The sequence below is a fragment of the Altererythrobacter sp. Root672 genome, assembly GCF_001427865.1.
Taxonomy (GTDB): domain Bacteria; phylum Pseudomonadota; class Alphaproteobacteria; order Sphingomonadales; family Sphingomonadaceae; genus Croceibacterium_A.
In genome coordinates this window covers 15,094-30,763 of the sequence record NZ_LMHH01000003.1, presented here as the reverse complement: position 1 = coordinate 30,763, position 15,670 = coordinate 15,094, and the positions used below count along the sequence as shown (strand labels likewise).

General features: G+C 64.5%; 13 protein-coding genes. 4 read left to right on the top strand and 9 right to left on the bottom strand.

All coding sequences use genetic code 11. The annotated features are described in order from the left end of the window. Positions 1-99: 99 nt before the first annotated feature. Positions 100-1,284 (top strand): FAD-dependent oxidoreductase, encoded by a 1,185-nt coding sequence (locus ASD76_RS14220; protein WP_055924444.1) that lies wholly within the window; start codon positions 100-102, stop codon positions 1,282-1,284. 14 nt (positions 1,285-1,298) lie between these two features. Here the strand turns inward: ASD76_RS14220 and ASD76_RS14215 are convergent, their stop codons facing one another. Next, on the bottom strand, positions 1,299-2,108 hold the full coding sequence (locus ASD76_RS14215) for a CmcJ/NvfI family oxidoreductase (RefSeq protein WP_055924441.1): 810 nt from the start codon (positions 2,106-2,108) through the stop codon (positions 1,299-1,301). Between the two features lie 93 nt (positions 2,109-2,201). Between ASD76_RS14215 and ASD76_RS14210 the strand changes: the two genes are divergently transcribed. Then, the gene (locus ASD76_RS14210; RefSeq protein ID WP_055924437.1) at positions 2,202-3,512 is read left to right on the top strand and encodes an MFS transporter; all 1,311 of its coding nucleotides are present in this window, start codon (positions 2,202-2,204) and stop codon (positions 3,510-3,512) included. Here ASD76_RS14210 and ASD76_RS14205 read toward each other — a convergent pair. The 4 genes from ASD76_RS14205 to ASD76_RS14190 form a co-directional block, all read right to left on the bottom strand. After that, entirely contained in the window at positions 3,478-3,915 is a 438-nt protein-coding gene (locus tag ASD76_RS14205; protein WP_200943117.1) for a DUF6636 domain-containing protein, read from the bottom strand. The genes ASD76_RS14210 and ASD76_RS14205 overlap by 35 nt on opposite strands. A gap of 60 nt (positions 3,916-3,975) precedes the next feature. Beyond that, complete coding sequence (locus tag ASD76_RS14200) at positions 3,976-4,764, bottom strand: alpha/beta fold hydrolase (RefSeq protein WP_055924432.1); 789 nt, start codon at positions 4,762-4,764, stop codon at positions 3,976-3,978. Between the two features lie 64 nt (positions 4,765-4,828). Next, positions 4,829-6,037 (bottom strand): FAD-dependent oxidoreductase, encoded by a 1,209-nt coding sequence (locus tag ASD76_RS14195; RefSeq protein ID WP_055924429.1) that lies wholly within the window; start codon positions 6,035-6,037, stop codon positions 4,829-4,831. Next, positions 6,034-7,284 (bottom strand): MFS transporter, encoded by a 1,251-nt coding sequence (locus ASD76_RS14190; RefSeq protein WP_055924426.1) that lies wholly within the window; start codon positions 7,282-7,284, stop codon positions 6,034-6,036. Before ASD76_RS14190 ends, ASD76_RS14195 begins: the two co-directional genes overlap by 4 nt. Positions 7,285-7,663: 379 nt before the next feature. Between ASD76_RS14190 and ASD76_RS14185 the strand changes: the two genes are divergently transcribed. Continuing rightward, positions 7,664-10,258 carry a TonB-dependent receptor gene (locus ASD76_RS14185; RefSeq protein WP_055924423.1) on the top strand — a complete coding sequence of 865 codons (2,595 nt, stop codon included), beginning with the start codon at positions 7,664-7,666 and terminating at the stop codon, positions 10,256-10,258. Positions 10,259-10,394: 136 nt separating this feature from the next. On the opposite strand, the gene ASD76_RS14180 is transcribed toward ASD76_RS14185, so the two are convergent. Together ASD76_RS14180 and ASD76_RS14175 are read right to left on the bottom strand one after the other, a co-directional pair. Continuing rightward, a complete protein-coding gene (locus ASD76_RS14180; protein WP_055924420.1) occupies positions 10,395-10,676 on the bottom strand; it encodes an integration host factor subunit beta in 282 nt (93 codons plus the stop codon). A 177-nt stretch (positions 10,677-10,853) separates the two neighbouring features. Continuing rightward, positions 10,854-11,192 (bottom strand): GntR family transcriptional regulator, encoded by a 339-nt coding sequence (locus ASD76_RS14175; RefSeq protein WP_055924418.1) that lies wholly within the window; start codon positions 11,190-11,192, stop codon positions 10,854-10,856. 137 nt (positions 11,193-11,329) lie between these two features. Here ASD76_RS14175 and ASD76_RS14170 point away from each other — a divergent pair, with 137 nt between their 5' ends. Beyond that, the gene (locus tag ASD76_RS14170; RefSeq protein WP_055924416.1) at positions 11,330-13,108 is read left to right on the top strand and encodes a peptide MFS transporter; all 1,779 of its coding nucleotides are present in this window, start codon (positions 11,330-11,332) and stop codon (positions 13,106-13,108) included. A gap of 49 nt (positions 13,109-13,157) precedes the next feature. Here ASD76_RS14170 and dxs read toward each other — a convergent pair whose 3' ends face one another. Both dxs and ASD76_RS14160 read right to left on the bottom strand, forming a co-directional pair. After that, on the bottom strand, positions 13,158-15,080 hold the full coding sequence (dxs, locus tag ASD76_RS14165) for a 1-deoxy-D-xylulose-5-phosphate synthase (RefSeq protein ID WP_055924413.1): 1,923 nt from the start codon (positions 15,078-15,080) through the stop codon (positions 13,158-13,160). Positions 15,081-15,203: 123 nt separating this feature from the next. Next, a complete protein-coding gene (locus ASD76_RS14160; protein WP_055924410.1) occupies positions 15,204-15,665 on the bottom strand; it encodes a Fur family transcriptional regulator in 462 nt (153 codons plus the stop codon). Positions 15,666-15,670 lie beyond the last annotated feature (5 nt).

The following is a 15,670-nucleotide window of genomic DNA, read 5'->3' as shown; positions in this document are numbered from 1 at the left end:
GTTCTTATTGACTTAGTCCTAAGCCAGCTTGCGCGGTTGCGGAAGGGGCTTGGCAGCACCGATTGCAACGCGCATCGTGCCGGAAGTGGAGAGAAACCGATGAAGGACGTGATCGTCGTCGGCGGTGGACCGACCGGCTTCATCACCGCGCTCGGCCTGGCGCAGGCCGGGGCGGACGTGCTGCTGATCGAGGCCGGCGACGCGGTGATCGATAGCCCGCGCGCAGCAGTCTATCACTGGTCGACGCTCGACGGGCTGGAACGGCTCGGCATCCGCGAGGAAGCCGAACGGATCGGCTTTCCCAAGCAGGACTACTTGTGGCTGGTCAGGAAGACCGGCGAGCGGATCGGCTACGATCTTTCGGTGCTCCAGGGCACGACGCGGTTTCCTTACAACATTCACCTCGGCCAGGACCGGTTGGCCAAGATCGCGCGCGACAGACTGGAGACGCTGCCCAACGCCGAAGTGCGCTTCGGCACGCGGCTTGAGCGGCTGGTGCAGGACGCTGACGGGGTGACCCTCACGACCGACGCGGGCGAGGAGCTGCGCGCCCGCTGGATCGTCGGCGCAGACGGCGCGGGCAGCACGGTGAGGCACGAACTCGGACTCGCCTTCGAAGGCTTCACCTGGCCCGAACGCTTCGTGGCCACCAACGTCTATCACGACTTCGAGAGCGCCGATTACGGCCTCTCGACTATGGTGATCGACGACAAATGGGGCGCGGTTATCGTCAAGATCGCCAGGGACGGCCTGTGGCGCTGCACTTACATGGAAGACGCGTCGCTGCCCGAGGACAGCTTCCTCGACCGCGTACCCGCCGCCTACGAGCACTTGCTGGTCGGCAAAGGGGGCTACCGGCTTGACCGCGCCGCGCCGTACAAGATGCACCAGCGCTGCGCGGAGACCTTCCGTAGGGGCCGCGTGGTGCTGGCGGGCGATGCCGCGCATGTGACCAATCCGACCGGCGGGTTCGGGCTCACGACCGGGCTGTTCGATGCCTTCTCGCTGTGGCCGACGCTGGCGGCTGTGGTGCTGGAGGCCGCGGATCCGGCGCTGCTCGACCGCTGGGCGGAGGACCGGCGGCGGATCTATCTCGAACGCACCTCGCCCCAGGCGACGGCCTACAAGCGCTTCGTGTTCCATGCGAACGGTGGCGGGGCCGAACTGGAGGCGGCGCTCGAGGGGATGCGGGCGATGGCGCGCGATCCCGATGTGCGGCTGCAGCGGCTGATGTTCACCAAGGGGCTGGAGACGGCGAGCCCGGTGGAGTTGGAAACGAGCTAACTCAGCAGGTTGGCCTAAAGGTAGGCAATCGTCCGCAGCTCGACGCTTTGCCTCGGCGCGGCGTCGGGCGGGGTGTTAGGGTCCTCGAAAGCGCTGTGGGCGGTGAACTGGGTCGCGTCCGGATCGCTGTCGAACAGCTTGAACACCAGCGCTTCCCACGGCTGCATGTGCGGCACCCAGTACCAGCGGTGCGCGGGATTGAACGCGAGGTTGAAGCCCCACAGCGAACGCCGCCCGAAGTCGCCTAGGCCGCCGACGACCTCGCTATCGAACAAGTCCTCGCGGCTGACCGTGCTCGCGTCGCACACCGCCAGCGGGGCGCTTTCGACCATCACGATCGGACGCCAGATGTTGATCAACATGTGGCGTCGTTCGAGCCGCAGATCGGCTTCGTCGGCCGGAAGCAGGTCACGTGTGAAGTCGGCAACGGTGCGCGCGCCGTAGTCCACATGAGCGCCATGTGCAGGCTGGTTATGGCCATGCGCGCCGCCGGCATTGGTACGGATCATCGGGCCGAAGCTGACGACCTTGTCCGCGCCGGTCAGCCGCTGGACCAGCGCCTCGGTCTGGCGGCAGTAGCGCGCGAGTTCGTCCTGGTCGGTGAAGTCGGTCACGTCGGTCGGCTCATCCGCCAGCACGAAGCCGTTGCGGTCGAACGAGAGCCGGTCGCGGATCGGGCGGACGTCGTGAATTGTCACATCGTGCTCGTCCACCGGCCAGTAGCTCTTCGAGCGGTCGCCGGCGTGGAACGTCGCCTTCTCGCCGCGCACGACGTATTTCATGGACGTGCGGACGTCGCAGACGATCTCTTCTGCCTCGTTCACGCGGTGCTCTCCTCGCTTACCCTTTGACGGGGCTTGCTGGCCGACATAGCCTGCCTCCCAAGCCGCCGTCGAGCGGCATGGGAGGATTATCGAATGGTCGCAGCGACCGATCCGCGCACGGTTATGCGCGAGCGTGCGATGAACCTGCAGCAGTACGGCGTCATCGGGCTGTGCGTCCTGATCAACATGATCGACGGCTACGACATCCTGGCCCTGGCGCAGGCCGGCTCGGCATTGAAGCGCGAATGGGGCCTCAACGACGCGCAGCTGGGCACGCTGCTGTCGATGAACCTCGTCGGCATGGCCATCGGCGCACTCGGCGTGTCGCCGGTGGCGGACCAGTTCGGGCGGCGGCCGGCGATCCTCACCTGCCTGGTATTCATGAGCGTCGGCATGGCGCTCGCCGCGGTATCGAACGACTTTTACGGCATGGTGGCGGCGCGGATCGTCACCGGGATCGGCATCGGCGGCATGACCGCCACGGCCGGCATGCTCGCCCTCGAATACGCTAGCCAGAAGCGGCGCGAGTTCGCCGCCAGCGCCGTCGCCGCGGCCTATCCGGTCGGGACGATCATCGGCGCCTATGTCGCGGTCGCGGTGCTCGATTCCTATGGCTGGCGCGGGATCTTTTGGGTCGGCGCGGGCTTGTCAGCGACATTGCTGCCGATCGCCTTCCTGTGGTTGCCGGAATCGCTCGACTTCCTGCTGATCCGCCAGCCCAAGCGCGCGCTCGAAATCACCAACCGCATCCTGCGGCGCGTCTCGGTGCCCGAGATTTCCGAACTGCCGCCCAAGCCCGAGGGTACCGGGCCCTCGGTGGTGAGCGAGATCCGCCAGCCATTCCATGTGCGCGAGCTGCTCAAGCTATTCCTCGCCCACGCGCTCAACATGTTCTCCTGGTACTTCATCATCAACTGGGGGCCGCCGCTAGTGGCGGATGCGGGCGCGTCGGACCAGCTCGGGGCATTCTATTCCTCGTGGGTCAGCTACGGCGGGATCGTCGGCGGGCTGACCGCCGGTTACCTGTGCGGCACGATCGGGGTGAAGCGGATGATGTGGTTCACCATGGTGAGCCTCGCCGTGTTGATCGCGCTATTCGGACAGTTCGTCGGCAATCCGACCGCGCTGATGATCCTGGCCCCGCTGATGGGCGCGGCGCTGTTCGGTTCGGCCACCGCAAACTGGCTGACCATCGCCTATGCCTTCCCGCCCCAGCTTAGGGCGACCGGGCTCGGCCTCGGCACGACAGCGGGCCGGATTGGCTCGGTCTTCGGCCCGATCGTTGGCGGGGCGCTGCTCAACAACGGAATGGCAGTGGCGGCGGTCTGCGCGGTGATGGCGGTACCGGCGATCCTCTCGGCGATCACCTTCAGCCAGGCGCGGCGGATAGAGCCGGGGCGCTGACGCCCAAGAACAGCTCCTGCCGCGCGCGTGACAAGGCGAAGCCGGCACCCCGTGCGTTCTGGCACCGCAGGCCCTGACGGGTGGAGCGGCAGGTGAAGCCGCCTCGCGCCCATGTCTCGCCATAGGCGATCACGCGCGGGGTTGGCGTGGCGATAGTATCGCCGTGGCAAATCCGCTCGCCCCGGCTGGACTGCACCGAGATCTCAAACGCATTGCCCCAATCGAGTTCGCAATCGTCCGGTCGTGGCGGGAGCGCGTTGCTCACTTCCCCGATCTCGCAGCGAAGCGACGGACTCTCGCCTTCGGCCTGGTAGTAGAGGCACTGGATATTCCCCGAAGGCGTGCCGAAGCTTTCCTCGATCGCCTGAGCCTGGGCGGGGGCAGCCGGCGCGATCAGCAGCACGGCCAGGGCAACGCCAGCCTTGCGCCGTCCCGGCCCCAGCTCTGGGGAACGAGCCGTTGCCTAACCCTTCAGAAAGCTGCGCAGCGCCTCGACCGCCGCGGGGAACTCGTCGAGCAGCAAGTGCGAGCCGCCGGGGATGATCTCCAGCTCGGCATGCGGCAGGACAGCCTGCCATTCCGGCACGTAGCCGAGCGGGACGATCTGGTCGTTCTCGCCCCACAGCAGCAGGCTCGGACGATCGAAGCTCTTGAGACCGTCGCGCAAGGCCCGGTCGGTCACCGAAAGATCCTCGCGCGAAGCGAAAGCGGCGGCGGACTCACGGGCGCGTAGTACAGCCCATTCCGGCGAAGGGTCAGCCGGCCAGAATGGCGCAACCCACGCCGGATCGGCCACGAACATCGCCGAGATATCCTGCGGCGCGACTTTGGAGAAATCGGGGATCGAGGCGCGGTCGGACTTGAGCCCGGCCGGCGAGACCAATGCCAGCTTGTCGACATCGAGCGGATTGGCCGCAGCGTAACGCGCCGCCATATGCCCGCCCATCGACGCGCCGCACAGGTGGAAGGTCTCGAGCCCGAGCGCGGCAAACAGCATCTCGTAGTGCGAGACATAGTCGCCCATCCCGCTGAGTTCGGCATCGCCGCTCTCACCGAAGTTGGGGTGATAGGGGCAGAACACGCGGAACTCGCTCGCCAGCGGGCGGACCCATTCGAAGCCGTGGAAGGTGCCGCCGCCGTGGAAGTAGACCAGCGGTTCGCCCTCACCGATTGCGTAAGTGACCGTCTCGACCCCGTCGATGCGGTGGACGATGCGGTCGAACCCTTCGGTGCTGTAGGCCCACTTGCTCATGCGATCTCCGGTACTCGATTGTGCCGCGGCGCTACCATGCGCGAGACAATGCGCAAGGGCCCGCTCAAGCCAATAGCGGCCCGATCGGCATCGCCGCGCCCTTGATCAGTTCAGCCAGCGAAGAGGCGCGCACTTCTGCCCCGCCCTTGTCGGCCTGGGCAAACATGTCCGCCTTATCCTGCGCCCGTCGCGCCGGATCACCCTCCGACAACAGCCGCTTGAAGTTGGTCGACATCGGCGAAGTCACCTCGATGAACACCCGCCGCCGTTCCTGCGAGTAGAAATCGAGCACGCTCTCACTCGCCCGCCCGGCGATCACCGCGCCGAGCGTGTCCGACAAAGCGTCTGCGTCGATCACGCCGCCAGTCAGGCCAAGCCCACCGCAGGGATTGCACGCATGCGCAGCGTCCCCCGCCAGCAGGACCCGGTCGACCCGGAAACTCGGGGCACAGCGCTGGTGCACGCGGTAAGGCGAGAAGTTGTCGATCCGATAGGGCACCGAAGGGTCGGGCAAGATCGCCGCGAACCGTTCGGGCAACCGCTCTAGGATCGAAGCCTCGCTCAGCTCCGCATCCTCGCCATAAGTCAGCCGCCACAGGTTCTCGCGTCCGAGCCGGCCGATCACCGCCCAGTTGACCGGATCGACCACCATGTTGGCGTTGCAGAATCCGAAGTCGAGGAACGGGTATTCGATGTTGGTCGCCACGAACCGGTCGGGCCAGGTGAAGCCTTCGAACGGCAGGCCAGCCAGCTTTCGCAAAGTCGATCGCGCGCCGTCGGTGCCGATGATCCAATCGGCCTCGAAGGTAACCTCGCCCTCCTCTGTATCTACGAGGACGCGAGCCTTGCGGCCATCTTGGCCAAGCGCCTTGACCGTGTGGTTCCACAGCACCTCGGTATTCGGCAGGCGGGCGAGGTGTTGCATGACTAGCTCAGCCAGGATGTGCTGGCCGAAGTGCAGGTTATGGTCGAACTCCTGCCCCGGCTCGAGCGCGTCGCGCATGTCGGAGGACATGACTTCGCCGGTCTCCAGCCAGTGCATTTTGAACTCGGTCGAAGAGAGCCCGATCTGGTGGGCCTCCTCCGACAGGCCGAGCTTCTTGAGGATCGAAATCGTCGTGTGAAAGTAGACGGCCGCACGCGGGGAGCGAACCACCTCGGGCTCGCTGTCGAGCACCGTGACTTCGACGCCCTGCCGGGCCAGGCCGAGCGCGGTCAGCAATCCGACTGGCCCTGCGCCGACGATGACAACCTGACGGCTCACGACACTCATGCGGGGGCTCCTGCCTGCGCGCGCCGGGCAAGGACGCGGGGATTGGTCTCCACCACAAAGAGCGCAGCCACGCCCGCGGCCAGGGCGAGCCCGCCCTGAATGTATAGCGCCACGTCGAGCCCGAAGCTGTCGGCCAGACGCCCGGCGATCGGCGGACCGAAGACGCCGCCCGTCAGCTCTCCGATCATCACCACCAGGCCCATGGCCGTGGCCGCTCGCGCGCGCCCGAGTGTTTCGGCCGGGATCACGCCCATGAACAGCGGGAAGGTGCCGAGGCCCATCCAGCTGACGAAGATCAACGCCGTGAGAGCCGGCACCGGCCCCTGGAACCACAGGAGTGCCGCTGGCGCGAGGGCCATCAGGAAGGCAAACACGATGAGCGGCAGCTTGCGCCCGATGCGGTCGGACAGCGCGGTCACCAGCACCCCGCCGATGGCCGGGCAGAAGCCGACCATGGTCATGATATTCGCGCGGGTGAGCGGATCGTAGCCGCGCGGGCCATCGAGATAGAGCGGCATGAAGATCGAACCGATCACCACCGAACCCACCGCAAAGCAGCTGATCAGCCCGCACAGCCACATGTTCCGCTCCGCCAGCATCGCCCAGGGTGCGAGTGAGAGTTTGGGCGCGGAAGCATCGGCCGGCGGTTGTTCTGGCTCCTGGATGAAGCGCCAGATCAACAGCGCGAGGATCAGGCCCGGAATTCCGGAGATGAAGAAGGCCATGCGCCAGTCGCTCGCCTCGGCGATGCGGATGAGTATGAAGGGCGCGAGCGCCGTGCCGATGATCGAGCCGAAGACGTTCTGCACGATACCCGCATTGAGCCCGCGCCGGCTCTCGGCCGAAGCGGCGACCATGATCGCCAGGCAGATCGGCAGGAACGGTCCTTCGGCCAATCCCATGACGATCCGCGTCGCGAGCAAAGTTCCGAAGCTCCACGCCAGGCCCGAGAGAACCGAGCAGAAGGAGAACAGCACCAGCGCGCCAATGAGGAACGGCTTGCGGCGCCCGATCGAGTCCGACCAGCGGCCGACGAAATAGGCCCCAAGTGCCCAGGTCGCCGATAATCCCGAGCCTAGCCAGCCCACTTGTTCGTTGCTGAGCCCGAGTTCCGCCTTCACTTCCGGCCCGAGGAAAGTCAGCGCCATTCTATCGAAATAGGCAAACCCGTAGGCCAGCCCGAGCAGCAGCAGCACGCGCAGCTCGTATCCTCGAAGCCCTGATTGCGGCGCCGCGACCGTTGCCATCTCATTCCCCCAAACCGGTTTTCTTTATTGCTGGCAGCGTAAGTTGGGGATCGAGGCCCGTCTAGAGCCTGTCCCGTGCAAGAAGCTTTGCTCGCCGCGATTGAGCAAGATTCAGACTACTTAGCAGTCGAACTGTGTTGCTTGATTGCGACACCGGCCAGCATTCGGAACAACCATTGTGCATAGCGCACTATTTTGCGGGAATCAGTTCAGCTATTACTCGACGCGGGAGAGGGAGTGGGTCGCACCGGTCCTTCAAAAAAAGGCACGCGGTCACTTCCTGACCACTTCGTTTTCGCGGCGCTCCCCAAAGGGGCGATTGCGGGATTCGGGATAAAGCGAGGAACGCACGAACGTTCCCGCTAAGGGAGGATGCCTGATGAGATTCAAAACGCTTGGCGTCGTGTCGTCGCTGGCAATTGTTGCCGGCTTGGCCACGCCCGTTTTCGCCCAAGACAATGCGGCTCAGCCTGCTGCTCAACCTGCTGCTCCAGAGAGCGAAGACGGGCGCACCAACGTCATCACCGTGACTGCGCAGTTCCGTGAGCAGAACCTGCAGGACACGCCGATCGCGATCACCGCGGTCAACTCCGAGATGCTAGACGCGCGTGGGCAGACGAACATCGCCCAAGTTGCGGCGCAGGCCCCGAACGTCTCCCTCACACCGCAGCCCCAAAACGGCGGCACCGGTCTGATCGCGTTTATCCGTGGCGTCGGCCAGACCGACTTCAACTACGCACTCGATCCGGGCGTCGGCCTCTATGTCGATGACGTCTACATCCCGACCCTGTCGAGCTCGCTGCTCGAACTCATGGACGTCGAGCGTATCGAAATCTTGCGCGGTCCGCAGGGCACGCTGGCCGGCAAGAACTCCATCGGCGGCGCGATCAAGCTGTTCAGCGAAAAGCCGAGCGGTGATGGCTCCGGTTCACTTCAGGTCACCTACGGCTCGTTCAACCGTATCGACGTTCGCGGCATGGCGGATTTCAAGGTCAACGATCAGGTCGCCGTTCGCGCTTCGGGCATCTTCAAGGGCCGTGACGGGTATGTCGACCTGCTCGACTATGGCGTGGCTCATCCCAACGAGAACGTGCCGGCAAACAACGCCCGCGGTGCCTACCCCGTGGTCGGCACGCAAGGTGGCCAGGCAATTGGCGCCGGACGCATCATGCTTCGTTGGGAGCCCAGCAGCACCGTCGAAGTCAACCTGTCGGCCGATTATACCCGTGAGCGGTCGGAACCGCAGCCAACCGTACTGATAGCGGCTGGCAAACCGCAGAACGCGAGCAATCCGGTGTTCCACCCGTCACTTGCACCCGGCGATGCCAACGCCGGTCTCGCGCAAGGTGTCGGCCCGGGCCAGCCAGCCTGGTTGCCCGGCAAGGATGGGACTGCGATCCCATATGATTGCCGCTTCGTGCCAGCAGGACAGTACAGCTGCGATAACCTCAGCTCGAGCGTTTACAGCGGTAACCGGCGTTACATTTCGTACGCCAACTTCCTCGATGGAACGGCGCCTACCTCGCAGGCGCCCTTCAAACCCTACGCCGCCCTCCAGAACCAGGACTTCAACGGCTGGGGCCTCATGGGCAACCTTTCGTGGGATATCACCGACGAACTCGAGCTCTACTGGGTCGGCTCGTGGCGCGAATACACCACCAAGTTCGGCCAGGACCAGGACGCGTCGCCGGTGCCGATTGCGCAGCTCGACAACCGCCTGGACCACCGCGCGTGGAGCCAGGAGCTTCGTCTCAACGGCGAATTCGGCGACGGGCTGGTCGAATACACCGTCGGCGGGTTCTACATGGATCAGGAAGGCAGCTATACCGCCCGCGTCGATCTGAACTATGCCGGCATCGACTTCCTGCATGGCCCCGACACCACGCCTTCGACCTCGAAGGCGCTGTTTGCCAACGCCATCGTGCATCCGCTCGAGAACTGGTCGATCACAGGCGGCGTGCGCCGTTCGTGGGACGAGAAGACCTACACCTACTTCCGGCGCAATCCGGACGGCACCGTTCCGGGGCCGTGCGAGTTCTTCACCGGCGCCGCGCCTCCCGGCACCGCCGGTCCGACTGGGATTGGCAATAGCCCGAACTGCCTGCTCACCGGCATTTTCGACCTGGCGGGAGAATTTAAGGGCTCGCGGTGGGACTGGCGCATTGCCACCGACTACCGCTTCTCGGATGAGTTCCTGGCCTATGCCTCCATCGCCACCGGCTACAAGGGCGGCGGCGTAAACCCGCGTCCGTTCTTCGGCCCGTCCTCGGGCGAATGCGACGCCCCGGGCTACGTAGCTCCGAATCCATGCAACCAGATCAAGCCGTTCAACCCGGAAACCCTCATCACTTACGAGTTGGGCTTCAAGAGCGACTTCTTCGACCGGCGCGTTCGGCTGAATGGTGCGGTGTTCTACAACGACTACCAGGACATCATTCTCATCCTCTCGGCCTGTCCGTCGTCGCCGTGCCTTCGCCCGACCAACGTCGGCGAGGCCACTGTGAAGGGGTTCGAACTGGAGACGACGATCTATCCGATCGACAACCTCTCGATCGATGGATCGGTGAGCTATATCAACGTCAATTATGACGAAGCTTCCGTTGCTGCAGCAGGCCTGACCGGCGACGAGACGTTCCCGTACACGCCCGACTGGACTTATAGCTTCGGCATCCAATACGACGCGGACGTAGGGCCGGGCACGACTCACTTCCGGTTCGATGGAGCGTATCGCTCGGAGGTATTCACCGAGACCACGAACACTTCGTGGAGCCGCATGCCGGGCCGGTTCCTGGGCAATGCGCGAATCTGGTACACGACCGAGGATGATGACTGGGAAGTCGGCCTCGAAGTGCAGAACCTGTTCAACAAGTACTACTTCCTCAGCGTAAGCGACATCACCAAGTCACTTGGTTCGGTGACCGGCGTCCCCGGACTGCCGCGCACTTGGGCTGTGTCGGTAAAACGCAACTTCTGACCGGATCCGCTTCGGCGGGAAGGGGAGAGGGGCGCGGATCTTCGGATCCGCGCCCTTTCTCTTTGGCCCACGATGACGCACAAACAAAAACGGCCCGCAAATGCGGGCCGTTCTGTTGGTCGATCAGCGAATAGGCTCAATCGGTATTGAGCCGCTCGCGCATCTCCTTGCCAGGCTTGAAGTAGGGCACGCGCTTCGAAGGTACGTCGACCGGATCCCCGGTGCGCGGGTTACGCCCGGTGCGGGCGTTGCGCAGCCTGGTGGAGAAAGTTCCGAATCCACGCAGCTCGACACGGCCTCCTTCGGCCAATCGGGCACCGATCTCTTCGAAGAAAATGTCCGCCACTTGCTCGACCTCGTCGGGTCGCAAGTCGGGGTTATCGGCCGTCAGCGCTTCCAAAAGCTCCGATCTAATCATGGACTACCCCTTTCACCCGGCCGCCTTTACGGCGTACCGGTTCCACGTCCGTACCCTTGATCATGGTGTACGGCCTATGCGACCCGTGCCAATAATTTGACAGAACGCCCGCCCGGAAGCAATCCGGGGGCATCAAAAAATCACGACATCAACGATTTGTCGCCGAAAGCCGATTTTTCAGGCTTCGTCCAGCACGTCTGCCGGCTCGATACCCAGCCGCGCCATGCGTTCGCGAATCTGCGGCCACTCCTCGTCGAGGAACAGGGCGCGTTCCGCCGCGCGAAGGTGTTCTGCCGCCCCCTCGCGCACGAACATGCCGACGCCGCGTTGGACGCGGACGAGGCCGTCGGTCTGGAATTGTTGGTAGGCCTTGGCCACGGTCAGCGGATTGGCGCCCTGCTCTGCAGCAAGTGCGCGGACCGACGGCAGCATGTCCCCTTCGGCGTAGCGCCCGTCGATGATCGCCGCGGCGATCTGGTCGCGGAGGCGGAGATAAACGGGTCGACTGTCAGCCATCAGTGATGCAGTGCCATAATACAGCGGGTCGCGCAAGGGCGGCCCCGGTTTCGACTGTAACAAAAACGCCTTCACATGCCTGAAACATGCGCTAGGTTGCCGGCTCTTTTTTGATGGGCGAGGGGACGCAGTAACACATGGCCAGCCAATATGCCGAAAGCGGCGACGCGCGTGGCACCTTCCTTGGACACCCCAAGGGTCTCTTTGTCCTGTTCTTCGCCGAAATGTGGGAACGCTTCTCCTACTACGGCATGCGTGCCTTGCTGGTGTTCTACCTGACGAAGCACTGGCTGTTTTCCGACGAGAGATCGAGCGTCGTCTACGGCGCCTACACCGCGCTGGTCTATATTACGCCGGTCATCGGCGGCTACCTGGCCGATCGCTACCTCGGGCAGCGAAAAGCCGTGCTTTACGGCGCCGTCCTGCTGACTTTCGGGCACTTCATGATGGGCTTCGAAGGCACTGGCGGGCAGGATGCCGCCTCGCTTAATATCTTCTGGTTGGCCTTGGCCTTCATCATCGTCGGCTCGGGCTTCCTGAAAGCCAATATCTCGGTGATCGTGGGGCAGCTCTATCCGCGAACCGACGTGCGGCGCGATGGCGCCTATACGATCTTCTACATGGGCATCAATCTGGGTGCCGCGCTCGGTTCGCTCATGTGCGGCTATCTCGGCGAGACTTTCGGCTGGAGCTACGGCTTCGGGGCTGCGGGCGTGGGCATGCTGCTGGGCCTGGTCGTGTTCGTCTGGGGCAAGCCGCTGCTGCTGGGCCGCGGCGAGGCGCCCGATCCGGCGCGACTCGCCAGCACCGTAGGCGGCATCAAGCTCGAATGGCTGCTCTATCTGACTGGGCTGATCGCCGTGGTCGTGTGCTGGTGGCTGGTGCAGAACCAGGCGGTGGTCGGCACCCTGCTTGGCATCGGCGGCACTATCCTCATCCTCTACGTGCTGGGCGTAGCCACGTTCGGCTTCGTCTACGGCTCCTACGCTGCGGCTCCGCGCGTACCCGTGTCGCTCTTCACGTTGGGTGGAGCGCTTTCGGTGGTCGCGTTCATCGCGATGTTCCTCGAAGTCATAAGCGCATCGGCCGCACAGAACCTGGCGCTCGCCGGCTTCGCTTTGGCGCTGGTCGTTGTCGTGTGGCAGTCGATCGGCCGAACCAACCATGACCGCGATCGGATCTTCGCTGCGATGTTCCTTATCGTCGGGTCGATCCTGTTCTGGGCGCTGTTCGAACAGGCCGGCTCATCGTTGAACCTGCTGACCGACCGCCACGTCAATCGCGAGGTGCTGGGATGGAACATCCCGGCCTCGATGTTCCAGTCGCTCAACGCCATCTACATCGTGCTGCTGGCGCCGCTGTTCGCGTGGCTGTGGGTCGCACTTGGCCGGCGCGGCCTCGAACCGTCGACACCGGCGAAGTTCGGTCTCGCGGTGATCCAGCTCGGCGCCGGTTTCCTGGTGCTCGTCGCCGGAGCCGCCAGTGGCAACGAAGCGCTGATCCCGCTGATCTTCATCTTCCTGATCTACTTCCTTCACACGACGGGTGAGCTGTGCCTGAGCCCGGTCGGACTCAGCGCCATGAACAGACTCGCCCCGGCGCACATGGCCTCGCTGATCATGGGCACCTGGTTCTTCGCCTCGGCGACGGGCAACTTCACCGCCGGCCTGATTGCCGCTGCCACCGGATCGGAAAGCGCGAGCGGCGAAGCTGCTGGCAAGCAGACCGTGCTCGACGTCTACAGCACGATCGGCTGGATCGCGGTCGGCGTCGGTGTGGCGATCCTCGTTATCGCGCCGTTTATCCGCAAGCTGATGCACCTTGGCACCCTGAGCGACGATGGCGCCCTGTCCGGCGAGCAGCAGGCGGGGATCGAGGCGCAAGAGGCCGGCGTGCACCCGGCCACCGGCCAATAACCTGACGGATTGAAAAGGCCTTGGAGGGGCTGCCCGGCGGGCAGGCCCTCTAGGCCCGGGCTTCTTCGACGCCGCTGCTGTTGTGGCGCAGGGCCGAAAGCACCGTCTCGACGATATGCGGGGCGTTGAGCCGCGCCTCGTCGTACTGCTTGTCGGGCGCCTCGTGCTCTTGGAACACGTCAGGCAGACGCATGGTGCGGATCTTGAGGCCTGCATCGGTCAGCCCTTCGTCGCTGGCCAGCGTCAGCACGTGCGCCCCGAGCCCGCCAATGGCGCCTTCCTCGATCGTCACGACCACTTCGTGAGTTGCCATCAACTTGCGGATCAGCTCGCTGTCGAGCGGCTTGGCGAAGCGCAAGTCGGCCACGGTCGTCGAAAGCCCCTTGGCGTCGAGCTGATCCGCAGCCTTCAAGGCCTCTGCCAGGCGTGTACCGAGCGATAGCAGCGCAACCTTGCTGCCGTGACGGACCACACGGCCCTTGCCGATCGGCAGCGCCTCTGGAATTTCGGGCAGCGGCACGCCGACGCCGTTTCCGCGCGGATAACGGAAGGCGATCGGCCCCTTGTCGTAGAGCGCGGCGGTATGGACCATGTGGACCAGTTCAGCCTCGTCCGCCGCGGCCATGACCACGAAGTTGGGCAGGGTCGCGAGGTAAGTCACATCGAAGCTGCCAGCGTGCGTAGCGCCATCGGCGCCGACGAGGCCGGCGCGGTCGATGGCAAAACGGACCGGCAGATTCTGAATCGCCACGTCGTGTACGACCTGATCGTAAGCGCGCTGCAGGAATGTCGAATAGATCGCGCAGAACGGGCGCATGCCTTGCGCCGCCAATCCGGCCGCGAAAGTGACCGCGTGCTGTTCGGCGATGCCCACATCGAAGCTGCGTTCGGGATAGAGGCTCTCGAACTTGTCGAGCCCGGTACCGCTCGGCATCGCCGCGGTGATTGCGCAGACGCGACTGTCGCGCGCCGCTTCTTCGATCAGGGCCTTGGCGAAAACCGAAGTGTAGCTGGGCGGGCCGCCCGCACTCTTGGTCTGTTCGCCGGTGACGACGTCGAACTTCTGCACACCGTGGTACTTGTCGGCGCTGTTTTCCGCCGGGGCATAGCCCTTGCCCTTCTGGGTCACGACGTGGATCAGGCACGGCCCTTCGGCCGCATCGCGCACGTTTTCGAGCACTGGGACGAGCTGGTCGAGGTCATGCCCGTCGATTGGGCCGACGTAGTAGAAGCCCAGCTCTTCAAACAAAGTGCCGCCCATGGCCATGCCGCGGGCATATTCGTCGGTTTTCTTGGCCGCGCGGTGCAACGGTTCGGGCAGCTTGCGGGCGAAACGCCGCGCCAGTTCGCGCAGGCCGAGGAACTCGGCCGAGGACACCAGCCGCGCGAGGTAGCCCGACAGGCCGCCCACCGGTGGGGCGATCGACATGTCGTTGTCGTTGAGGATGACGACCAGGCGATTGCCCGCCGCTTCGGCGTTGTTCATCGCCTCGTAGGCCATGCCGGCGCTCATCGCGCCGTCGCCGATCACGGCGATCGCCTTGCCCGGTTCGCCGGCCAGCTTGTTCGCAATGGCAAAGCCGAGGCCCGCGGATATCGAAGTCGAAGAGTGCGCCGCGCCGAACGGATCGTATTCGCTCTCGCTACGCCTGGTGAAGCCGCTGAGACCGCCAGCCTGGCGCAAGGTGCGAATGCGATCGCGCCGGCCGGTCAGGATCTTGTGCGGATAGGCCTGGTGGCCAACGTCCCAGATCAGCCGGTCGGTCGGCGTGTTGAAGACGTAATGGACGGCAACCGTCAGCTCGACCACGCCCAAGCCCGAGCCCAGGTGGCCGCCGGTGCTGCCCACGGCGTCGATCATTTCCGAGCGCAATTCGTCGGCCAACTGGCGCAAGTTCTTGCGATCCAGCTGACGCAGGTCTTCGGGCGTAGCGACGCTGTCGAGCAGGGGGGTTTGAAGTAATGAAGTCATCGTTCGGGGGGCACTTACACCTGTGACCTTCGCGTGTCGATGAAAGGCGGGTGAGGTTGTTATGAGGATTTCGTGAAAATCGCTCGGTTCCCCGCAAATCGCGCCAGATTCAGTAGCTCACGGCTATCCCGCGCATTCTTCGCAGATCCCGCGCAACTCGACCACGGGGCGTACGTCGGCGAAGCCCGCCTCACGCCCAGCTTCGCGCAACGCGCCCGTCAGGCGGTCGTCGTCGAGATGGGTCGCCTGTCCGCAATCGTCGCAAATGAGGAAGATGCAGTCGTGCCGGCAACCGGGGTGGCTGTTGGCGAGATAGGCGTTGGCGCTTTCGACGCGGTTGGCGAGGTTGGTGCGCACGAACAGGTCGAGGATGCGATAGACGCTGTTGGCGGCGACGCGCTTGCCGCGAATCTTTCCGACTGCTTCGGCGATGTCGTAGGCCGAAGCAGGGCGGTCCTGCGCCGCCAGCGCTTCGAAGACGTCGGAGCGCATCGCGGTCCATTGTTCGCCGGCGTTCGTGAGCACGCTCTCGGCCTCTACGACCAGGCGCTCGCCCGAATGTTCGTGGTGCTTATGTAGGCCCATGACTG